This window comes from Prochlorococcus sp. MIT 1303, assembly GCF_001631965.1.
GTDB classification, from domain to species: domain Bacteria; phylum Cyanobacteriota; class Cyanobacteriia; order PCC-6307; family Cyanobiaceae; genus Prochlorococcus; species Prochlorococcus marinus_D.
The window spans coordinates 213,249-234,723 of the sequence record NZ_LVHK01000044.1 but is presented as its reverse complement, the minus strand read 5'-3'; the positions used below and the strand labels follow the sequence as shown (position 1 = coordinate 234,723).

The following is a 21,475-nucleotide window of genomic DNA, read 5'->3' as shown; positions in this document are numbered from 1 at the left end:
TATCCAAATCACAACACAAGAACACAAGCAGCCTCGATACAGCCAATCGCGCCCAAGAACCCGCAAGATCTAGAAGTCTCAAGGCTGATCAGCAATCCTGTAACTACAAGCCTGCAGGGGCTTCGGCCCAGACAACAATCCAAAAAGGAGGCCTAAGCCAATATAACGCTATTGCGTTAACATACCTCATCAAGTCTCAGCAGGTCACGCTAAGTTTATTCTGTTTTATATAAGTTATTGATATGGAGCTCCTCGCCGAGTACTTCAAAGTGTTCTCAGAGCCCAATCGCCTGGCAGTTCTTGAGGCACTCAGGAGCGGACCTCTCAATGTAACTGCCGTTGTTGAAAAAACTGACCTAAGCCAGGCCCTGGTATCGAAACACCTGAAGCTGCTGACCATCGCTGGAGTGGTGCATCGCCGCCCTGAAGGATCCCTCGTGTACTACGAGGTGATGGACAAGGCTGTGTTCAAACTGATTAGCCAGGCGCAAAAACTGATCATGACCGCCCGCCGCCAACAGCTCGACGAGCTCTCCTCCATCATTTGATCGAGGAGATCCCTTCCCTTAGCCCACAAAACCTCGACCAATTACGACAAGCCCTTGCTGATGGCAAGCGTTGTTTTCCAGGGCTTCAGCTCATTCAAGTCGATGGTCTTGATCTCGATCTATCAAGTTGCGAACTCACCGAAAGCTGTTTCAAGGAAGCCCGCTTTGGTCATGCCCAGCTAAGCAATGCCAACGTCCAGGGATGCTGTTTTCAAGAAGCCTTGCTATGGGGGGCAGATCTTTCCAATCGTCAAGCTCAGCAATCGTTTTGGCACGAAGCTGACCTCTCCAGATCCCGTATGCAAAAGCAAACTTCAGCGAGGCTGTCATGCATCGCTGCTGCTTAAGAGGCGTGATTGCTGCCAGCAGCAGATGGCATCACACCCGGCTAGTCGAGGCAGAATTCCGTTCATACCTCGATCAACTCACTGACCTAGGCAAAGAAGATCTCAACAACGCAGACCTTAGTTATGTCCTTCTGCAGAGAACCAATCTGCACGGAGCCAACCTGCTTCGCTGCTGCTTCTACCGCACATCCTTCTGCGAGGCCGATCTACGCGGAGCGGACCTAAATGGATGCGATCTGGGGACAGCAAGCTAGAAGGAGCCCTGCTACCCGAGGGAGTTAAACCTAAAAACGCAACACCCATCCATTGATGAGCTCATTGCAAGGCGCTGATGCGGATCTTGACCAGTGCGGCAAATTCAGATCTTTCAAAACCGATACTGAAAGGATTAAGCCTCAGCAGTAATACACCCTGCTAAACAGATAGAACATCAAGCGGCGGGCCCAAGCGGCATTGCTAAGGACCTTCTTAACCCCCCATGGGTGCACCCTCCCCTGATCAAGACATTGCAGCGATTAGGCGAAATTACCAAAGAGCAAGCCTGCGCAGTGTCGACCTAGATACCGATCCAGTCGAGCAATTCCGTCGCTGGCTTCAGCAAGCCATCGCAGCTGATCTGCAAGAGTCCACAGCCATGGTACTCAGCACCTTTGATGGCAAGCGCCCCAGTAGCCGCACAGTGCTGCTCAAAGCCTTTGACAAGCACGGATTTGTGTTCTTCACCAATTACGGCAGCCGAAAAGCCCAAGACATTTCTGCGCATCCGAATGTGAGCCTGCTATTTCCCTGGTATGAGCTTGAGCGGCAAGTCGCAATCATGGGCCCTGCTGAGCGCATCAGCAGAGCTGAATCTCAGGCCTATTTCAGCTCAAGGCCCTTCGGGAGTCGCCTTGGGGTCTGGGTATCGCAGCAAAGCCAAGTGATCAGCTCGCGCCAGATCCTGGACATGAAATGGCAAGAAATGAATCGTCGCTTCGCCAATGGTGAAGTACCCCTCCCTGAGTTCTGGGGTGGCTTTCGGGTGGTTCCGACTGAATTCGAATTCTGGCAGGGACGCGAGAACCGGCTAAACGATCGATTTCGCTACCGGCCCCAACAAGACAGCCACCATGCGCAAACCTGGCGCATCGAGCGCTTAGCCCCATGAATTAATTGATCAAGATGAGCTTGAGCCGCAATGGCTTTCTGTCAGCTTGGATGAGTTGGATGTCCCTCGTGTCTGTTCGGTATGGAGTCCACCACCCCCAGCCATCAATGCATGATGCGGATGGCTCCCTACCTAATCGGTCGCCCACGCCGCGGCGTCGTGGGAGGCAGCCGCTATGCCTGCAAGTTACGGGAATCCATTCGCCAAGCAGCCAATGATCCAGAGCGCAAGCCAGTCTTAATCAGTGGTGAACCAGGCTTAGAAAAAGACAACATCGCCAGACTGGTTCATTTCGGCTCTGCCGATCGACGCCTTCTTTTGATGAGCTTCGATGCCAGCAACATACGAGGGCAAGGCGTTGAACTTTTTGGCAGAGAAGGCTCTCATGAACTGTCTCTGCTCGATTGCCTAGGGGATGGCAACTCCGAACAACTTTTGCCGTCAGTATCGATGTCAATCTGAACCTTGGTCAACGGCGCCAAAAAAGCAACAACACCAGACAAAGCACCCCAATCAAAGGCCCAGGCGGCAGATCCAACAAAATCGCCAGCATTAATCCGCCACTGCTCAGCAGCACACCAGTGCCAGCAGAGCGCAGCATCAAGACGCGCAGACTCTCGCTGCGATCAAGATTCACCAACACAGGAGCGCAAAGCAGGGCAATCACAAGCACAACACCAACGGCAGTGATTGCACTGATCACGACCAAAGCGGTGATCAGAATCGTGATGAAACGGATCTGCATGACCGGTCGTCGCGCCGCGATCGCACCCTCCTGATCCACACCGAGAAACACAAGATCCTGATAACGACTGAGCAACAGCAGCAGCAAGGCAGCGGCAGCGATCAGCGTCCGGATCACATCGCTACCGTTGCCAGCAAGCATGTCTCCAAAAAGAAGGGCTTCCAGATCGATTCGCGCTTGCAGCAGGGGCACCAGCAGCACCCCCAGGGCAGTGAAACCCGCCAGCACGGTGTTCATTGCGCCCTCCTCCCGGCCTTTGAAGCGATGGTTGAGCTGTTCTGCCAGCAACGCACCCAGCAGACCGCTCAGCAAACCACCGATTAGGGGATCCAGCTCGAATGCCAGCGCAAGCACCAGCCCTGGCAAGACCGAATGGGCCATCAGATTGGCTAAAAGGATGCGTCGCTGAGTAATCAGCAGAGCACCAGTCGTCGGGCAGATCACCCCAACCATCAGAGCCAGGATCAGTGGCGTTAGCCACCAAACGCCAAAGTCATCCACAGCAGTGACTGCCCATCATGCAAGTCATGTCGGTGAGGTTCTGGCGCACTTCCTCGGGTGTGCCACAGGCAAGAACCGTGCCGTCGAGCACCACCACTCGGTCATAACTGTCCAGGGCACTGCCCCAATCATGGCTACTCACGAGTAGGGTTTGTCCCGATTCTGCTTGCTGGCGCATCACTATGAGTAGGTGTTCACGCGTCGGCGGGTCGATGGCGCTGCAAGGTTCATCGAGCAGCAAGATGCTGGTCTGCTGCATCAGTGCCCGTGCCAGCAGCACCCGCTGCTGCTGGCCTCCTGAAAGCCGGTCGAGACGTCGAGCACCGAGACCATTCAGCCCAACCTGATTGAGTAGCTGCTGCGCAGAAAGCTGCTGCCCTCGATTGCGCCTACGCAATCTTCCCAACTCCACCATCTGCGTCACCGTGATCGGAAACGACCAGTCGATCGACGCCCGTTGTGGCATCAAAGCAATACTGCCGTTGCTTTCAATCGTGCCCTGGTTCGCTCTAAGGCAACCCTGAATCAAATGAAGCAGGGTGGACTTACCAGCACCATTAGGACCGACGAGGGCTGTAAGCGTCCCAGGGTTAAGGTCGAGATCAACGCTCTTAATGGCAGGGCAGTTGTCGTAGTCATAGGAGACACCTCGCACGCTGAGGCTCGGCATCGCTGAGGCAATGCCAACACCCAACTGATGAAGACCTTGGTCCTGTCTTGGAACTGAAACAAGAGCACGCACAGAACCCCGCCTGGTCATAAAAATGGGAATCATTCTCATTTTAGAACATTTTGGCTTCAGCTCGCCGTATCACACCTTCAGCCATAAACGCTCTACTTGTTCTAGCCACAGTCTCCGCTACTCCAGTTTCTGCACAGGCAAGTCAGCCAACCGTGGTAGCCATTGATGGTGTGCTCTGTGATCTCACTCGCACCCTTGTGGCCTCAGATGCCAAGGTGGTTTGCCTGATTCAACCGGGTAGCGATCCCCACAACTACCGGCTCAAACCCAGTGATCGACAAGCTCTGAGCAGTGCGAGTTTGGTGTTGCACAACGGCTACAACCTCACCCCGAGTGCAAACAAAATCAGCGGCTCAGCCAAGGTGGTAGCCGTAGCGGAGAAAGCAATACCCACTACGGTCCACGCAAACCACGACAACGGCCATGCGGAGCATGGTGCTCATGACCACGACGAGTCAGACCCCCATGTCTGGCACGATCCCGCCAACTCGGCCGCGATGGTGACCGTTATTGCTGAGCGTCTCGCTCCTGTCCTGCCTGCAACGCAACAGGCTGCATTGGCTGCTCGGGCGGCAGAAGCGATTAACGTGCTCAATGCAGTTGGTGATTGGGGCGGTAACCAGTTCGCCACGATTCCTGAGAATCAGCGCGTTCTCGTGAGTGAACACAAAGCTTATAGCTACCTTACGAATCGCTATGGGCTGAGACAAATCACCATGCTCGATTCCTTCACAACCGGAGGCGTTTTGCGCCCCTCTAGCCTTCGAACGATCACAGCTGAAGTGCAGGGCTCCGGCGCCCAAACCCTTTTCCCTGAATCTCTGCCTGTCAGCAAGACCCTGCGCCGTATCAGCCGCAGCACTGGTCTGCCCGTTTATAGCTCACCTCTGTTCGCCGATGGCCTCGCTCCCGATCGCTCCACAGTGGGCACGGCAACGCTAAACATTTGCACTGTGGTCCAAGGCCAAGGAGGCCAGTGTGATCAGGCTGCTGCCGATGAGCTGATGGCGCGTTGGTCCGCAATTCGTTGAACAATCAATTTCACCTTTGTTGAATCCCTTTCAAGTCATTCCTACACAAACCAATGTCTCATCGTCTCTTCAATCGGCCCAAGCTTTTACTTCTAGCGCTCCTACTTGCTCCAACAACGCTTGATGCCAGCCTCTGCCGCCCCAGCGTTGCAGGTGGCAACCATGGCGGCGGTGGCGCAGAAGCGCTAGAGGCAGGTGAATTTCGTACATCCCCCGTTCTCACCATCGAAGGCCATGGAGGGTTCGAAACCAACCTCGAGGGCAGCCCTGAGCACTACGCCATCGATGGTTTGTTTGGCGTAGTGATGGAGTGGGGTCTTGGCAATAACGGTAGCTTCGCGATTGAAGCCGCCATTGGTCCAGCCCTGGTGTGGGGTGAAGCGGAACACTTTTACGGCAAGGTTCATGTGGATGAGCATGACGAGGAGACGGATAGCCATAGCGACGATGAACATGCCGAGCATGACGACCATGATGAGCATAACGACGACCATGGCGATGACCATGGCGACCATGCTGACGACGATCATGACGAGCATGATGACGACGACCATGCCGAGCATGACGATCATGACGACGACGATGAGCATGCTGGCCATGACGACCATGCTGGCCATGGGGCCCATGACACCGACTACAAACGCTCCGATGTCCGCGGTTTCCTACAGGCGCGCTATTCCCCTAACGATCGGCTGAGCCTCTCGGTTTCCTGGAATCCCTACTACGTCACCAAGGATCAAGGCGAAGACATTAAGGGTCTGAAGAATGAACTAGGCGCGAAATTGGTTTGGGCACTGGGTGATGGAGATGTCAATTTTGCTCTCGGCGATCGCCTCGAAGACCTGATCGATGGCGTTTATCTCTCTATCGAGCATCGGCAGGGATGGGAATCGGATGGCACATGGATGGGCAACTACACCGATCCCCGAGTTGGAGTCGGTTTCAATGTCGACCTGTTGAACATCAGCCTCAACGCTGGACCACGCTTCTACGTACCGGGCAGCTACTCCGGACTAGAACAGCGCACCGATTTCGCAGGCGAACTGGAAGTTGCATATCCTGTCGGCAACAACACTGTTCTGTTCGCCCACTGGCAGCCCACCTACAGTTCAGAAGGAGGCTCAGGCTGGGGTGAAGGCTGGCAGCACCATGTCGGCACCGGCGTCACATTCAGCTTCTAAGCAAACAGCGATAGATCACCCTGCGGACAACCAAAGTGCCTCCTTAATTCGTACTGGCAATACCTTGAGCCATTCAAGCGTGGTGGCATCCATCAGAGCCGCTCGACCTGCGTCCAATCCTGGCTTGGTGACAGTCATCAACAACTGTTCGCCCACAGGGTCAAACTGCAGCATTGAACGTGGCTTAAAAGTCCATGGTGCTAGTTGGCGGCGGCCCAGTACCAAGCCGTCGCCATCCAGCAGAAGAAGCTCATGTTGCATGCGGCGATCCTGCCTGCGACCAAGAACCGCCCAAACACGTTCGCCCCTGTTATCACAACTCAAGGCCAGCACTGACTCTTCGCCAAGCCAGAGCTGCTTAGGGGGCAATCCTGGAATCACCAACTCGATTGAACGGCGATAGTCGGGCCAATGGCGGATGAGTACTACCCTGCCCGTGGCTTGGCAGAAATCTCCGAGATCCCTTGCCCCGGGGAGGAGTTGGGGGGTCTTGTAGTTTTCAATCAATGGACGCAGTGTCAGCCCGTTGAAGGTGGGCACAACTGCTCCACCACCGGCCGGCAGCAGCTGGATCGGACCGGAGGCTTTGATCTCAAGGGTTCTTCTCTGGCCATCCGCTTTGATCAGTTCAGTGCGTCCACTTCCTGGAGAGAATCCTCCTGTTTGCGCAAGCAGGTCACCGTTCAGGTTGCTGCTGAGATCAGCAAAAAGATATTGCCCTGGCACTAATGGCATCAATTTCCCTGCCTTTGGAGCAGCGAGCTGGTCGCGATGAGCCGTGATATTGCGTGGCAACAAAGGCAGCAAAAAGAGTCGTTGCTTCCAGTCCTTATCCTTTTCGATCAAGGCGGCTCCCTTGCCATTGCCAAGGGGAACAACTCTCTGAATCTGATTCAGCGTGGGGCTCAGGGGTATCCAACGCCCATCACGGCTCTGGACTTGCAGTTGGTCTCCGCCATCCACCGGGCGATTCACTAACAGCCAGGGTCTCGGATCCCACCACCAGTGTTGGGGGGGTAGAGCCTGGGCTCGATGATCCTGTCCAGCAACCGTCAGCTGAATTGAAGCCTTGATTCTCTGATTGGCATCAATCAACAAATGCAGAAGATTGTTCTCCCCCTGCCAACGGTGAGGTAGGTCCGGTTGTAGTTGACTATCTGCCGCCACGCTCCCCAGTTGCATCGGCCGACTGAAGCGAAGGTCAAGGGCAGCGCTACCTGACTGAAGGGGCTGCGGTGTGCGTGACAGCAAGCGGGGTGGACGGCTCAGCAGCAGTTGCTGTTGCGCCAGCACCAGAGCCGCGAAGCTTGTTAGCAGCACCCACATCTTTTGCTTCATGGTTCCAGCGGTCGTTCCGGCCTTTGAATCGGTGTGATTGTCTCGGGAACCACAACGGCGACTCTCTGGCCCTGACGTGTTTCCACCTTCATCTGCCCTTCAATCTTGAGCCACTGATTGACCTTGGGTTGAGCCTCCAATGGCCAGGACACCGGTAGCCCTGCAGGGGTGGCATCCGCCAGACAGCAGCGCACCGTAAGGCGTGCGATCTGGGCTGGCTGATCGCCTCTCTTGAGCACAAATCCACTGATGTTGACAGGATTGCCATCCACCAGATCCGGGTCAGGCTGGCTGCGCAATAGCCTTACCCAGTCCGTAAGCGTGCGCTGTTGAGGCGGCAGCACGAAAGCCAGATCCGGCGATTCAAGTAGGCCTTGCGGGCGCGAGGCTGCCAGGTCGCTGAAGGAAGGTTGCGGGGGCACGACTAACACAAGTACTGCCATCCCAGCACTGGCCAGCCAGGGCCATGAGACTGATTCTTTCCGCTTGCGGCTTTTCAGCCCCACCATCACACCCGCAATCAGCAGCGCCACTCCTGAAGCACTCACAAGTTTGTGGAAGCCACCAGCGAGAAGGAGATCGAGGCGGCCTGAATGAACACTCCAGACCACCATCCATCCCCACAGCTGCAGAAGCAGGGCACGCATCATCGTTTTCTCCTGTTCAAAGTTGCCATAAATTGACCCACTGGCCGATGAGCAACACGCCTAGACAGGCCACGATTGCTGTGATGCCAATTGCTTTTGGCCTGAGCAATACAGTGAACAGACCTGCAAGTTTCAGATCCACTACCGGACCCAGTAACAGGAACGCCAGCAGGGCTCCAGGTGTCACCTGGGCAGCGAAGCCAAGGGCCAGAAAGGCATCCACGCTTGAGCACACCGAGACCACAATCGCCAGCAGCATTAACGCCACAATCGAGAGTGTCGGCGCGCTGCCTACCGCCAAGAGCCAACTGCGTGGCAACCAGGTCTGCACAAGGGCGGCGATCACACAACCGAGCACGAGCAGAGCAAGCAAGTCAAGAAATTCCCGGCTGCTTTGTTCCAGCACCTCACTGAGTTGAGGTCGCTCAATTCTCGTTGGTTGTGGATCTGGTATCGCGGCTCCGATCAGCCCACCGCCTCTTTCTAATAGACCGATACTGCTCAAGGGCTGGCTAAGACGCCGTTCTGCCAATAGGGACGATTCAATCAGTTGCGCTTCTGGTAGCTGCACCAGGAGTGCACTCAGTAACAGAGCGATGAGAAAGGCTCCGAGTGGTCTAGCAATCAGCAACCAAGACTGATCAGGAAAAGCGGCCCAGGTGCTGGCGAGAACGATCGGATTCAGGACTGGCGCTGCAAACAAAAAGCCGAAGGCTGTTCCCAGAGGAGCACCGCTGGCCAGTAAGCGGCGGGCGACAGGAACATTGCCGCATTCACAAGCAGGTAGGGCAAAACCCATTAAGGCACCCGTGATCGGCGCGAGCAGTGGATGGCGGGGGAGACGTCCGATCCAGGCCCCCTGGGGTACAAGCCAGCGGGCCAGGCCAGCAATGGTGACACCCAGCAACAGGAAGGGAATCGCTTCAAGCAGAAGGCCCTGAAATATCGCCCAGGCTGTGGCGAGCCTATCCATCTAGCTCAACTGTGCATGTGGCTGATTCTGCAGCAATGGAAATCTTTTGCAGAATTTTTCATGATATTGGATGGATCAGGTTGAAAACTTGTGCCCAGTGATCGCTGCTAATCATGTAATGATATGAGCATCCAAAGCAACCTTAAAAACTACTTATAACCTACAGGCAGCGACTGACTCGCGTTGAGCATCAGGCGAAGCTAATTGCCCTTGTGAGTTCAAAAGCTTGGCGAATAGTCTTCCACTTGATTTTCATACGAAGCCCTGCCAAAGCAAGTGCCAGAACTCCAATCAAGACGCTTCCAGATCCTATTGTCATGCAAAAAATAAAAGAACTTCCCTGGCCTGAAAAACATTGTCTGCTCTGATTAATCAATGACAGCTTGAACAATCACGCGCTTATTTTCACCTCCAGCCCTTGAAGGATGCTGGCTTAATTAGCAATCAACGCAAGGCCACTGGAGTTCTACCACTTGAGAACAAAGACCTTCATATCTTGCAGGGCCGGCTTGATTTTCAGTAAAAAATATAAAAATTAGCCATTGATTGCGAATCATCGCGATGAATGACACATCAGTGAGTCAATTGCCGAAACTAAATCACAAACCAAAGTTCTGATGAATGTCATTTCAAAATGAGGCAAAGAGTTTGTCAATCAAAGATTCTATATTCTCTTGAGATCAGCTCAAACATCTGCTTTTTTGCATGAAATTGAATTCGTGCAATGGTCTTGCTCGTTGATTGTCTAGAATCATTTATGCAAAAAATTTGTCAAAAGCAATCCTCTTGCCAGCTCCTCTGAGCTAAAAGAGCAAGTGAACGAGCTCATCCATGCCTGTCGATCAGAGTCAGCCCACACTGCGGCAGAACCAACTTTTGAAAGAACTACGTGGCTGTTGCGATGAAATGAGCGGTCAGCAGCTGTATCGCGCCTTGCAGGACAGCCCCTATGCCATGGGACTTGCGACCGTATACAGAAACTTGCGCCAGCTTCAACAACGAGGACTGGTGAGATGCCGACACCTACCTACAGGTGAAGCCCTCTATGCGCCAGTGGAAAGGGACCTTCATCACCTCACATGCGTGGACTGCGGCAAAACGCTGCCGATCGATCATTGCCCTTTGCACAACCTCAAAATCCCGCAAGAACAAAGTCATAATTTTCAGCTGATCTTTCACACACTTGAGTTCTTTGGTCACTGTGAGAGTTGCCAAAAGGGTCAAACCCTGACCTGAAATATCACTGAAGAAATGCTTATCTAGCGGCCCAACCTCCTGCAAAGTTCATACGTCAAAGCAATGAAAATGATCAACAAGAAAAGCTATCGCCAACAAATCAAATCACAGTTGAACAATTTAACCATGCCAAAATTCAGATGGCATGTTAAATAAGCCGGAGCATTTGCTAGAAATAACTACCGTTCTTTTTCTATAAAACGAAAACCTCCACCACAAGCAGTTGCTTCAGCTCCCTCAGGCACACTAATCAAGAAACCGCCACCACTCAAATCTCCATAATAATTGAGGGTGAGACCCGAAAGTAAATGGAACTGGCCCACCGGTGCAAAAAGAGTGATGCCATCGGCTCGAGCGAGAGGCACACCACCACATTCACCAGGCTGGAGTCGTATGTAAAGCCAACCCTCATCGCAGGTGGCCTTAATCAAATCGAGGTGCATCAAGCCTGGCTTGCCGGCCAAAGCAGCCTGTCGAACCAGCTCAGCTGCGGCCGTTGGCGTAATGCCTAGGCGCGGACCATTTTCCATCTCAAAGAATTAACGATGCATCACTATTGCATCCCTAGCGAAATTCTTCATGCTCAAGAAATCAAGCTCTGCCGCGGACCCTTTCAGGCCTAGGACTTGGGAATCCTGCCTTGATAATGCGGATCAACCTTCATGGGTCTGAAGGGAGTTGTGATCAGAAGCTCGCCTCATGCTGAATTGATGAGGATCATGATGAAGTCCTGCCTGAATCGGCAGAGCAGGCAGAGAGCTCTAAACAGTGCAAGCAGATTCATTTGAGAGAATGGCTGAACTGGGGCAATATTTATATTGCTACTCAATTGAAACATAGACGGCCTACCAGCAACTCCTCTCGACCTGGCTCAGGAAAGATTGGAGCATTACTTTGTTGCCCTAATCACGACTCATCATCAAGCGATATGCTTTGTAAAGACCGTAAGCCGATTAGCACATTAAAAGCATGCTCAATTACAGATTTCCGTTCGCGAAGGCTTCACTCATGGCCTCAAAAGTCAGATTCAAAGGCATTCATAATTAAAGATGCAATAAAACATTCTTCAGGTGCATGTCTTGACACAAAGCAAGGTGCAGAATTCAGCTTATTGGCCTGCCAATACCATCAGTTAGCAATCGCATTTAAGGCTCATTGAATTGAGTGAACAGCTTTTTATGAGTTTTAGGCAAACCAAAAATTCATTGAGGCCAATGAATGGGCGATGCTGGGTTCGAACCAGCGACATCCTGCTTGTAAGGCAGGCGCTCTACCGCTGAGCTAATCGCCCCTAGAGACAATTGTGCCCCAAGAGGTCAGGGTGGACTTGATCACCATAGAAGAGACATGGCCTCAGGCGAAGACCACGACAAAGCCACCTGCTTCTGGAGCCTTCCATTTGGCTTCGCTCTGAGCTTTGTGATGGGTTTGCCTAGTGGTCTGATGGGTGGGCTCGCCTTTGTAGTCGGCGGACTGTGGCTTTCGCCAGACCTCGACACTTACTCAAAACCATTGAAGCGCTGGGGGGTCTTGCAAGGACTTTGGTGGCCCTACCGCAAGCTGATTCCCCATCGCTCCCTCTTCTCCCACGGCCCACTGATCGGTACCGGTCTAAGGCTCGCCTACCTGATGAGTTGGACTGGCCTACTACTGATGCTCTTGCAGCCGCTGGGTTGTCCTGCACCGCTCAGCCTTGCCAAAGCATTGAATGAGCAGCTGCGGCTTAATCCCCAACCAATCCTGTCACTGCTGCTCGGGCTGGAAGCCAGCGTTTGGCTACACCTGATTCTCGATGGCGATCCCCTCCCCGCCGAATGGCATCGCTGGCGTCATCGATGAGAAGGTAGGCCAATACAAACCAATGGCCATGGACGCCGAACAGCATCTGGCTCCCACAGAAGCCATCGCGGAGCTGGTCAACATCGTGGCCCAGCTCAGGGATCCAAAGGAAGGTTGCCCCTGGGATCTGGAGCAGACCCATACCTCCTTGATTCCATGCATGTTGGAAGAAGCCCACGAAGTGGCCGACGCCATCCGCAACGGCGATGACAACCACCTCAGCGAAGAACTAGGGGACCTTCTGCTGCAGGTCGTTCTACATGCTCAGATCGCTAACGAAGAAGGACGCTTCAATCTTGAAGACATCGCCCGAGGCATCAGCGCAAAGCTGATTCGCCGTCACCCGCATGTGTTCGCAGAGGCAGTCGCAATCGACAGCAAAGCAGTTCGGCAAAGTTGGGAATCGATCAAAGCGAGCGAGCAACCCAGCTCAGCCTCTAAAAGTCCACTAAGCGATCGTCTACGTAGCAAGGTCAGAGGTCAGCCAGCTCTGGCTGGAGCGATGGCCATCTCCAAAAAGGTCGCGAACGTTGGCTTCGAGTGGAACACCATCGATGGAGTATGGGGAAAAGTGCAAGAAGAGTTCGAGGAACTCAAAGAGGCGGTAGAGCATGAAAACCAAGCCCATGCACAAACAGAACTTGGTGATGTGCTGTTCACTCTTGTGAATGTTGCTCGCTGGTGCGGCCTAAACCCAGAAGAAGGCCTTTCAGGTACAAACCAACGCTTTCTTGATCGCTTTTCTCGCGTTGAAGCAGCACTCGAGGGCCAGCTAAGCGGCCACGCACTGACGGAACTAGAACAACTTTGGCAAGAAGCCAAAGCAGCAATTCGAGAAGAGGCTGACGACAAAAAGATATCGAATTAACACACATTGAAGGCATATGAGAACAAGTTCTATAGCCTAAATTTACAACCTCAAACTCAAGCCATCTACTTCAGGTAAAGCCAGAGATGATTTATCCAATGTTCGCTGTATCAATTACCGATTTTCCCCTAACGATTACAGCCGTATTAATTGCAATCGCATTTTGGACAGGCGAGAGGGCATTCCGAAATCGTAATAATCAAAAAAAAGAAGAATGATCACCTGCTTATTAATTTAGTCCTTGGACGCCAATTATTCATTGAATGGATCATTGGGATTGTTTGGCTTTGAAAGCATCCAAAAAGCGATTCGACCTCAAAACCCAGTCATTAGCTTAGGAGAAGATTCTAAGCTTGTCTTGCGAAGTTTCCATAAGCAAAAGTATGAACAATCTCAACCTTCAAAAAAGAAGGGTTAGCGCCAATGCCATGGCCAGTTAAATCTAGCCTAGCCAAATCTTGACCTGCAACAATCATGTGTTTTAATCATTAGCATGCCCATGCCACTAAGCCCACTTCAATAGAGTCATACTCCTAAAAAATACTTCCAAGATCTGCGACAAAAGTCAATGGACGATCTAAGAGTTAATTCACAATTAGTCATCCCATCAGCTGAATTACAATGGCGATTCTCCAAAGCTTCAGGTCCTGGTGGGCAAAACGTCAATAAGACCAATAGTCGAGTTGAACTGATCTTTGATCTCAACGCAACATCTGCACTAGGACCTTTTCGAAAAAAACGCTTATTAAATCAACTTCAACATCGCTTGGTGGCTGGTTGTGTACGTGTGGTTGCAGAGGAAGAACGTTCGCAATATCAAAACCGTCAGTTAGCCCTTTCCAAACTGGCTTATTTTTTACGAATGGGCTTAGAAGCAGTTCCCAAGACACGCAAACCAACCAAACCCAATCAAGCAGCAAAGAAACGTCGTCTTCAAGCCAAAAAACTGCGCGGCGAATTAAAACGTACCCGACAATCTAAACCTTCACTCGATGCCTAATTAGCATTCAGTCAGCATGAATTGCGTTAATTATTCATGTAAAGATGCACTTCTAAGTACAAAACAACGTCCTTCGGACAGAACAACCAAAAAGGACTCAAAACATTGAATTAAGTCAATTCCTTTGCTCGCCGGCCCTCCAGGCCCAGAAGCCCTTGAAAACACCACTGCAGTTCAGCAGCAGAAATCAGCAAGCGATTCGTAATCAAAAGGTCTTGCACCATGGGCCCACGCTGGCAACCAAGCCCTACAGGGGGCTTAGCTGGAAGACAGTTATAGGCCTCCTTGCCATGGACAGCCCTTCAACTCCAGAAGAAGGCTGGATCGATGAACACCACCAGGGCGTTCGCTATGGCCTTCAAGGCCGTGTATTGGTTGATGAAAAAAGCCCATACCAGCGAATCACGGTGATCGATAGCAACCGCTACGGGAAAGGGCTGTTGCTCGACGGCTGCTGGATGACCGCAGAACACCAAGAACGCCACTATCACGAATCCTTGGTTCACCCAGCTCTGTGTAGCGCTGCCCAACTTGAAAAGGTGTTGGTCATTGGGGGTGGCGATGGCGGCACAGCAAGGGAGTGCCTGCGCTACCAAGGCGTCAAACACCTCGACATGGTGGAAATTGATGGTCGAGTTGTGGAACTTAGCCAAAAGCATCTGCCCAGCCTTGGAGGCCATGCTTGGAGCGATCCCCGCTTTCAGCTCAACCTGGCAGACGGCATTGCCTGGGTCGCCAATGCAGCTGACTGCTCCTACGACGTGATCCTTGTAGACGGCTCAGATCCTGCGGGGCCCGCGGAAGGTCTCTTCAATCAAACCTTCTTTGAGCATTGCCGACGCATCCTGCGGCCCGGAGGAGTTTTTGCTACTCAAAGCGAGTCCCCAGAAGCGTTCCGCCAGATTCACATCGACACTGTTCGTCTGATCCGTCAAATTTTCGGCTACGCAGATCCCCTCTACGGCTGGGTGCCGATGTATCCAAGCGGCTGGTGGAGCTGGACCTTCGCCGCCATCGATGGTCCTCGTTATCGCAACCCACTCCCAGCAAGAGCGGCCGCCATCTCCTCAGGCTGTGAAATCTGGAGCCCACGCTGGCAACAGGGTGCCTTTGAAGCCATCCCAGCTTTCATTGAAAGGGAACTGACTTGATGCCCCAAAACACAACCACCACTGCAGCAAGATTCGACAGCGAAGGTGCCATCTTCATGGCTGCAAGACGCGACCCTACCGGATGCAACGTCGGACTTTTTGGCGTGCCTTACGACGGCACCTCTTCATTCCGCCCAGGCAGCCGCTTCGGTCCGGCAGCCATCCGCGACGTCAGCAATGGCCTAGAGAGCTACTGCCCGCAGCTTGATCTAGATCTAGAAGATCTTGCCTTCACTGACCTTGGCGCCCTTGAGATTCCCTGTGGCGACCCTAAGCCCGTTGTAGAAGCAGTCAAAAAAGCCACCCACAACGTGCTGCAAATGGGTCTCAGGCCGCTGATGCTAGGCGGCGAGCACTCGATCAGCTCCGGAGCAGTGGCTGCAATCACTGAATCTCATTCAGATCTCGTGCTGTTGCAACTGGATGCCCATGCAGACCTCCGCCAAGAATATCTAGGTGCGCGACACAGCCATGCCTGTGCCATGCGCCGTTGCCTCGAGGTACTTCCCAGCGCTCAGCTGCTGCAGTTAGCAATCCGCAGTGGCACACGCGCAGAGTTTCAGGAACTACACGATCAGCAACGGCTGGTGAACCACAACCCCGGCCAAGCAGCGACTGAGTTAGCTAAAGCCCTTGAACCCCATCAAGGCAAACCTCTCTATCTCACCGTGGATTTGGATTGGTTCGACCCATCCGTACTGCCGGGGACGGGGACACCTGAACCAGGCGGCTTTCTATGGCGCGATTTTGCCACCGTCGTGGATGTAATACGACACCATCAGCTTGTCGGCGCAGACGTGGTGGAACTCGCCCCCCAACTTGATCCTTCAGGGATGAGTAGTGTGCTCGGCGCCAAGGTGACCCGCAGCCTGCTCATGCTGCTCAGCCTGTGTGCAACATCTGAGCAAAATTGAGCAGCATCACTCCATTGCGTCAGCAGAATTTCGAGCAGGATCTTCTAACACTCAAAGCAGTTCGGACAACATCCAGGTCTGAAAACAGCTCCCTTGTATCCCCTGATTAAAGATCCTCACTAAGACAACCAACCAAAGTACGACCAAGCTCAAGCTGCCGATCCATCTGAATTTCAGTCGCTTTCTCCTTCAACAATGGCAGTGATGGGGCTTGTTCTGTCCAGTGATGACACAGAGCAACGTGCGCCAACTCAGGATGCACGCTGATTTGCCTAAGACGACACCAACCCGGAGCCGCCAACTGACTGGTACCACAGTGTTCACAGGTTTTGCAGCTGGCTCTCGTGGACATTTTTCAATCCCCGAATGACGCTCAGGGTAAGGACTGTTGACGGATTGGACGACTGAAATCGTCAAATCTGCGACTTTCCTTCCGCTTCTGCAAACCCGATAGCACCCTCCATAGGATTTCGGCACTGCAACTTCCAGCCCGTGAATCTGCAACACACACCCCTCCATGACCTCTGCCGAGATGCAGGAGGCCGGATGGTGCCATTTGCCGGCTGGGACATGCCAGTGCAGTTCTCTGGCCTACTCCAAGAACATCAGGCAGTGCGTCAGCAGGTGGGAATGTTCGATATCTCTCATATGGGAGTGCTGCGTCTCGAAGGAACCAACCCCAAAGACACCTTGCAGGCACTAGTGCCAACCGACCTCAATCGCATCGGTCCAGGTGAGGCTTGCTACACGGTGCTGCTCAACGAAACAGGCGGAATTCTCGATGACCTAGTTGTTTACGACCTTGGCACCAATAAGCAAGACAGCCAAAGCCTGCTGATTGTGATTAATGCAGCCTGCAGCGAAACCGACACCATCTGGTTAAAGCAACATTTGCAGCCCGCAGGCATCGCACTCTCGGATGCCAAGAGCAATGGCGTCTTACTGGCACTACAAGGACCCCAAGCGACCAAGGTGTTGGAACGCTTAAGTGGCGAATCACTAGCGAGCCTTCCCCGCTTCGGCCATCGCCAAGTTCAGTTTTACGGCCTGGGAGCGGAAGATCCCTCTTCAGTCTTCGTTGCACGAACTGGCTACACCGGCGAAGACGGCTTTGAACTGCTGCTGGAGGCAGAAGCCGGCAGAGCCCTCTGGCTCCAATTGCTCACCGAAGGAGTCATCCCATGCGGACTCGGTTCCCGTGACACCTTGCGTCTAGAGGCAGCAATGCACCTCTATGGACAGGACATGGACATCAATACAACACCCTTCGAGGCTGGTCTCGGCTGGTTGGTACACCTGGAAATGCCTGCTCCATTCATGGGTCGAACGGCTCTAGAGCAACAAGCAGAGCAAGGCCCCATTCGCCGCTTGGTCGGCCTAAAGCTGTCTGGACGAGCCATAGCCCGTCATGGATACCCACTGCTTCACAACAACAACAAAGTGGGAGAAATCACAAGCGGCACCTGGTCGCCCAGCCTGGGAGAAGCGATAGCCCTGGGATATCTACCCACAGCTCTAGCCCGCATCGGCAACGAAGTGGAGGTAGAGATCCGCGGCAAGCACCACCCGGCAACGGTGGTGAAGCGCCCCTTTTATCGCCGTCCTTCCCTTAGCTGAAGGCCATAGCTGAAAGCCATCGCCAAAACCGGTCGCTCTAATAAGCGGCAACAAGCCCCTGTGGGAAACTCGCTTTTCATCCTGAAGCCTTCACCATGCGCAGCAACAGTTGCGGCGAACTGCGCAGTAAGCACATCGCCTCCAACGTGCAACTGTGTGGCTGGGTTGATCGCTGTCGCGACCATGGCGGAGTGATCTTCATCGATCTGCGAGACCGCAGTGGAACCATACAAATCACCGTGGATCCCGATCAAGGTGCTGAGCTATTCGCCAGCGCGGAGAGCCTGCGGAATGAAACCGTCCTGCAGATCACTGGTCTGGTCAGACCCAGGCCGGCCGATGCAATCAACAGCAAACTCAGCACGGGCGAGATTGAGGTACTGGCTGATGGTCTCGAGGTACTCAACCCCGTCACAGGCAACCTGCCCTTTACGGTCTCGATCCACGACGAAGAACCCGTCAAAGAAGAACTACGTCTGCGTCACCGCCACCTGGATCTGCGCCGGGAGCGAATGAGCCGCAATCTCCAGCTACGCCACACAACCATTAAAACGGCTCGTCGTTTTTTGGAAGACGAGGGATTCATCGAAGTGGAAACACCTGTTCTCACACGCTCCACTCCCGAAGGAGCCCGCGACTACCTAGTGCCTTCAAGGGTATGCAGCGGTGAATGGTTTGCTCTGCCTCAATCCCCCCAGCTGTTCAAACAATTACTCATGGTGGGCGGCTTAGAGCGCTACTACCAAGTAGCTCGCTGCTTCCGCGACGAAGACCTACGCGCCGACAGGCAGCCGGAATTCACCCAGCTGGACATCGAGATGAGCTTCATGGATCAAGAGCAAATACTCGATCTCAATGAACGACTGATCGCCACCATCTGGAAAGCAGTGAAGGGCATCGACCTACCACTTCCCTTCCCAAGATTGACCTGGAATGAGGCCATGGACCGATACGGCACCGACCGACCCGATACCCGCTATGGAATGGAGCTCAATGATGTCAGCGACATCCTCAAAGACATGGGCTTCAAAGTCTTCTCCGGGGCCATAGCCGCTGGAGGCTCCGTCAAGTGCATCACTGTGCCAAACGGGAACGACCTGATCAGCAACGTGCGCATCAAACCCGGCGGAGACATTTTCAACGAAGCCCAAAAAGCTGGGGCCGGTGGCCTGGCTTTCATCCGTGTACGCGATTCCGATGAGATCGACAGCATCGGTGCGATCAAAGACAACCTCAACAGCAAACAAAAGACAGCCCTGCTGAAACAGACTGGAGCCAAAGCGGGCGACCTGATTTTGTTCGGAGCCGGCAAGACGGCCACCGTCAACAGCGCCCTTGACCGGGTGCGGCAATTCCTGGGCCGCGAGCTGGGCCTGATCCCCACAGACCAAGACAACAAGCTATGGCAGTTCCTCTGGGTCGTGGACTTCCCGATGTTCGAGTTGAACGCAGAAGAAAACCGCCTTGAGGCTCTCCATCACCCCTTCTGTGCACCAAATAAAGACGATCTAGGCAACGATCCCGACGCCTGGATGGAGCGCCTACCTCAAGCCCGTGCTCAGGCCTATGACCTTGTCTTGAATGGGCTGGAGCTTGGCGGCGGATCACTGCGCATCCACAATGCCGAACTGCAACGACAAGTGCTGCAAACCATCGGTCTGCCCCTAGAAGAAGCAAATCAACAATTCGGCTTCCTCATCGATGCCCTTGAGATGGGAGCCCCACCTCATGGCGGCTTGGCATTCGGGATGGATCGGATCGTCATGCTGCTCACAGGGGAAGACTCGATCCGCGACACGATTGCCTTCCCAAAAACCCAACAAGCTCGCTGCCTGATGACCCAAGCCCCCGCAGGTGTCTCCAACCATCAATTAGAGGAACTGCATGTAGAAAGTACCTGGGTCGATCCCGAATAGATTCAGCGGATTCCAGACAACAAGGGGCGTCTTCATTAACCCTGAAGGCATATCTTCGCGGGCAACCCTTGAAGAGCAGCCCCCAGCAAACCAAGACTTCCCGAGTCCGCAGAAGCGGCAGCACTGATCCTGTGCGTCTCTACTTACAGGACATTGGACGCGTAGAGCTACTGACCCATGAAGAGGAAGTGACCCTGGCGCGACTTGTGCAGCGCAGGGAAGCCCTACTCAAACAGGAAAGGCAACTGGCCTCCAGCCAAGAAGCGATCAAAGAATTACAAAGACTGGAGGAGTTACAGCAGCGAGAAGCGAACCATTCCTGCCACTGGCCCACCAAACAGGAATGGGCTATGGCTGCTGGGCTCACCCTGGCCGAGCTGCAAGAGAAAATCGAGACTGGTTACAAAACCTGGGGAGCCCTGACTGGTCTTGACCCCTTGGCACTCAAGCGAAGTTTGCGAGCTGGTCGGCGTGCCAAGGATCAGATGATCCAGGCCAACCTTCGGCTTGTGGTGGCTGTAGCCAAGAAATATCAACAACGGGGCATAGAACTGCTGGATCTGGTGCAAGAAGGCACCCTGGGCTTGGAACGCGCAGTAGAGAAATTTGACCCCGCTAGAGGTTTCCGCTTCAGCACCTACGCCTACTGGTGGATCCGTCAGGGCATCACCAGGGCCATTGCGACGCAAAGTCGGACGATCCGACTGCCGATGCACATCACCGAAAAACTAAACCGCATCAAACGGGTTCAACAGGAGATTGCTAGCAACCAAGGACGATTAGCTTCGATTGCCGATCTCGCCAAGGCACTTGGCCTTAGTGAAGAAACAGTGCGCCTAACCCTAATGAGGGTTCCACGTTCGATCTCCCTGGAAACTCGAATAGGCCAAGAACAAGACAGTCAACTCGGCGATCTGCTGGAAGACAGCAACGCAACCCCAGAGGAGAAACTCACCCGCGATCAATTGCACAACGACCTTGAAATCTTGCTGGATGAACTAAGCAACCGCGAAGCGACAGTCATCAGACGACGTTTTGGACTTGAAGACGACACTCCGCAAACCCTGACGCAAATTGGCGAGGCAATGCATCTATCGCGAGAACGAGTGCGTCAGATTGAAACCCATGCCCTCTTGAAATTGCGTCAACCGCAACGTCGCTGCAAGGTACGGGACTACATTCAAAATCTCGATTCCTGATTAACACTTAACAAACGCAATGAATTTCAATACCTCAGACCTCCTTCGTTGAAATCGGCATCCCAGCAGACAAACGACAGGCAATCTCTGACGGCCTTGGAAGGGTTCTCGCCGATACCTATGTGCTCTACGGCAAAACCCACGGATTCCACTGCAACGTAACCGGCCCGATGTTCAACACGCTCCACCTGATGTGTATGGAGCAATACACCGAGCTCTGGAATGCCCTCGATGTGATCGCCGAACGCATTCGTGCCCTTGGTTTTCTGGCACCCTTCGGCGGCAATACCCGCGGACAACTCGCTTCGATCAAGGAAGCGGAGCACCATCCCGCCACCCTCGAAATGGTGCGCGAGCTGGTCGATGGTCATGAAGAAGTGGCACGCACCGCTCGGGAAATTTTCAAACTGGCTGAAGCCGCCAATGACCAGCCCAGCGCCGATCTATTAACCCAGCGGCTTGAGATTCACGAAAAAACCGCCTGGATGCTGCGCAGCCTGCTGGAAGCATGAGAAAGCCGAGCTAACTTAAAGAA

General features: G+C 53.5%; 24 protein-coding genes and 1 tRNA gene. 17 read left to right on the top strand and 8 right to left on the bottom strand.

Annotated elements, in window-relative coordinates; genetic code table 11:
* Window positions 1–242 precede the first annotated feature (242 nt).
* From PMIT1303_RS10305 to PMIT1303_RS10290, 5 genes are all read left to right on the top strand, one after another.
* A complete protein-coding gene (locus PMIT1303_RS10305) occupies window positions 243–548 on the top strand; it encodes a helix-turn-helix transcriptional regulator (protein ID WP_011131561.1) in 306 nt (101 codons plus the stop codon).
* On the top strand, window positions 545–895 hold the full coding sequence (locus PMIT1303_RS14090) for a pentapeptide repeat-containing protein (protein WP_231901454.1): 351 nt from the start codon (window positions 545–547) through the stop codon (window positions 893–895). Before PMIT1303_RS10305 ends, PMIT1303_RS14090 begins: the two co-directional genes overlap by 4 nt.
* Complete coding sequence (locus PMIT1303_RS14085; protein WP_231901453.1) at window positions 877–1,149, top strand: pentapeptide repeat-containing protein; 273 nt, start codon at window positions 877–879, stop codon at window positions 1,147–1,149. Before PMIT1303_RS14090 ends, PMIT1303_RS14085 begins: the two co-directional genes overlap by 19 nt.
* Window positions 1,150–1,373: 224 nt before the next feature.
* Complete coding sequence (gene pdxH / locus PMIT1303_RS10295; RefSeq protein WP_063398630.1) at window positions 1,374–2,042, top strand: pyridoxamine 5'-phosphate oxidase; 669 nt, start codon at window positions 1,374–1,376, stop codon at window positions 2,040–2,042.
* Between the two features lie 81 nt (window positions 2,043–2,123).
* The gene (locus PMIT1303_RS10290; protein WP_063398629.1) at window positions 2,124–2,504 is read left to right on the top strand and encodes a sigma 54-interacting transcriptional regulator; all 381 of its coding nucleotides are present in this window, start codon (window positions 2,124–2,126) and stop codon (window positions 2,502–2,504) included.
* A gap of 7 nt (window positions 2,505–2,511) precedes the next feature.
* Here PMIT1303_RS10290 and PMIT1303_RS10285 read toward each other — a convergent pair whose 3' ends face one another.
* Window positions 2,512–3,288 carry a metal ABC transporter permease gene (locus tag PMIT1303_RS10285; protein WP_011827494.1) on the bottom strand — a complete coding sequence of 259 codons (777 nt, stop codon included), beginning with the start codon at window positions 3,286–3,288 and terminating at the stop codon, window positions 2,512–2,514.
* On the bottom strand, window positions 3,281–3,958 hold the full coding sequence (locus PMIT1303_RS10280; RefSeq protein ID WP_063398957.1) for an ATP-binding cassette domain-containing protein: 678 nt from the start codon (window positions 3,956–3,958) through the stop codon (window positions 3,281–3,283). The genes PMIT1303_RS10285 and PMIT1303_RS10280 overlap by 8 nt, the downstream gene beginning before the upstream one ends.
* A 122-nt stretch (window positions 3,959–4,080) precedes the next feature.
* On the opposite strand from PMIT1303_RS10280, the gene PMIT1303_RS10275 reads away from it, so the two are divergent.
* Complete coding sequence (locus PMIT1303_RS10275) at window positions 4,081–5,061, top strand: metal ABC transporter substrate-binding protein (RefSeq protein ID WP_063398628.1); 981 nt, start codon at window positions 4,081–4,083, stop codon at window positions 5,059–5,061.
* Between the two features lie 53 nt (window positions 5,062–5,114).
* Window positions 5,115–6,242, top strand: a complete 1,128-nt coding sequence (locus tag PMIT1303_RS10270; RefSeq protein WP_063398627.1) for a hypothetical protein — start codon at window positions 5,115–5,117, stop codon at window positions 6,240–6,242.
* Between the two features lie 15 nt (window positions 6,243–6,257).
* On the opposite strand, the gene PMIT1303_RS10265 is transcribed toward PMIT1303_RS10270, so the two are convergent.
* Genes PMIT1303_RS10265 through PMIT1303_RS10255 form a run of 3 tightly spaced genes read right to left on the bottom strand, consistent with a single transcriptional unit; the run spans window position 6,258 to window position 9,200 of the window.
* Complete coding sequence (locus tag PMIT1303_RS10265) at window positions 6,258–7,580, bottom strand: hypothetical protein (RefSeq protein WP_063398626.1); 1,323 nt, start codon at window positions 7,578–7,580, stop codon at window positions 6,258–6,260.
* Window positions 7,577–8,230, bottom strand: a complete 654-nt coding sequence (locus tag PMIT1303_RS10260; protein ID WP_063398625.1) for a TIGR03943 family protein — start codon at window positions 8,228–8,230, stop codon at window positions 7,577–7,579. The genes PMIT1303_RS10265 and PMIT1303_RS10260 overlap by 4 nt, the downstream gene beginning before the upstream one ends.
* A 13-nt stretch (window positions 8,231–8,243) precedes the next feature.
* A complete protein-coding gene (locus tag PMIT1303_RS10255; RefSeq protein WP_063398624.1) occupies window positions 8,244–9,200 on the bottom strand; it encodes a permease in 957 nt (318 codons plus the stop codon).
* 831 nt (window positions 9,201–10,031) lie between these two features.
* Here PMIT1303_RS10255 and PMIT1303_RS10250 point away from each other — a divergent pair.
* Window positions 10,032–10,436 (top strand): Fur family transcriptional regulator, encoded by a 405-nt coding sequence (locus PMIT1303_RS10250; protein WP_063398623.1) that lies wholly within the window; start codon window positions 10,032–10,034, stop codon window positions 10,434–10,436.
* Window positions 10,437–10,615: 179 nt separating this feature from the next.
* Here PMIT1303_RS10250 and PMIT1303_RS10245 read toward each other — a convergent pair whose 3' ends face one another.
* On the bottom strand, window positions 10,616–10,966 hold the full coding sequence (locus tag PMIT1303_RS10245) for a hypothetical protein (protein WP_063398622.1): 351 nt from the start codon (window positions 10,964–10,966) through the stop codon (window positions 10,616–10,618).
* Between the two features lie 689 nt (window positions 10,967–11,655).
* Window positions 11,656–11,727 (bottom strand) — tRNA-Val (locus PMIT1303_RS10240).
* Between the two features lie 56 nt (window positions 11,728–11,783).
* On the opposite strand from PMIT1303_RS10240, the gene PMIT1303_RS10235 reads away from it, so the two are divergent.
* From PMIT1303_RS10235 to speB, 5 genes are all read left to right on the top strand, one after another.
* A complete protein-coding gene (locus PMIT1303_RS10235) occupies window positions 11,784–12,275 on the top strand; it encodes a metal-binding protein (RefSeq protein ID WP_011827505.1) in 492 nt (163 codons plus the stop codon).
* The gene (gene mazG, locus PMIT1303_RS10230; RefSeq protein WP_082824486.1) at window positions 12,229–13,143 is read left to right on the top strand and encodes a nucleoside triphosphate pyrophosphohydrolase; all 915 of its coding nucleotides are present in this window, start codon (window positions 12,229–12,231) and stop codon (window positions 13,141–13,143) included. The genes PMIT1303_RS10235 and mazG overlap by 47 nt, the downstream gene beginning before the upstream one ends.
* Window positions 13,144–13,711: 568 nt before the next feature.
* Window positions 13,712–14,143 (top strand): alternative ribosome rescue aminoacyl-tRNA hydrolase ArfB, encoded by a 432-nt coding sequence (gene arfB / locus PMIT1303_RS10225; protein WP_063398620.1) that lies wholly within the window; start codon window positions 13,712–13,714, stop codon window positions 14,141–14,143.
* Between the two features lie 290 nt (window positions 14,144–14,433).
* The gene (gene speE / locus PMIT1303_RS10220; RefSeq protein WP_063398956.1) at window positions 14,434–15,294 is read left to right on the top strand and encodes a polyamine aminopropyltransferase; all 861 of its coding nucleotides are present in this window, start codon (window positions 14,434–14,436) and stop codon (window positions 15,292–15,294) included.
* Entirely contained in the window at window positions 15,294–16,208 is a 915-nt protein-coding gene (gene speB, locus PMIT1303_RS10215) for an agmatinase (protein WP_063398619.1), read from the top strand. The genes speE and speB overlap by 1 nt, the downstream gene beginning before the upstream one ends.
* 106 nt (window positions 16,209–16,314) lie before the next feature.
* Here the strand turns inward: speB and PMIT1303_RS10210 are convergent, their stop codons facing one another.
* A complete protein-coding gene (locus PMIT1303_RS10210) occupies window positions 16,315–16,560 on the bottom strand; it encodes a hypothetical protein (RefSeq protein WP_063398618.1) in 246 nt (81 codons plus the stop codon).
* Between the two features lie 140 nt (window positions 16,561–16,700).
* Between PMIT1303_RS10210 and gcvT the strand changes: the two genes are divergently transcribed.
* The 4 genes from gcvT (at window position 16,701) to PMIT1303_RS10190 (ending at window position 21,452) form a co-directional block, all read left to right on the top strand.
* Window positions 16,701–17,825 carry a glycine cleavage system aminomethyltransferase GcvT gene (gene gcvT / locus PMIT1303_RS10205; protein WP_063398617.1) on the top strand — a complete coding sequence of 375 codons (1,125 nt, stop codon included), beginning with the start codon at window positions 16,701–16,703 and terminating at the stop codon, window positions 17,823–17,825.
* Window positions 17,826–17,920: 95 nt separating this feature from the next.
* Window positions 17,921–19,741, top strand: a complete 1,821-nt coding sequence (gene aspS / locus PMIT1303_RS10200; protein WP_063398616.1) for an aspartate--tRNA ligase — start codon at window positions 17,921–17,923, stop codon at window positions 19,739–19,741.
* Window positions 19,742–19,809: 68 nt separating this feature from the next.
* Window positions 19,810–20,940 (top strand): RNA polymerase sigma factor, RpoD/SigA family, encoded by a 1,131-nt coding sequence (locus tag PMIT1303_RS10195; RefSeq protein ID WP_063398615.1) that lies wholly within the window; start codon window positions 19,810–19,812, stop codon window positions 20,938–20,940.
* A 29-nt stretch (window positions 20,941–20,969) separates the two neighbouring features.
* Window positions 20,970–21,452, top strand: a complete 483-nt coding sequence (locus tag PMIT1303_RS10190) for a Dps family protein (RefSeq protein WP_063398614.1) — start codon at window positions 20,970–20,972, stop codon at window positions 21,450–21,452.
* Window positions 21,453–21,475 lie beyond the last annotated feature (23 nt).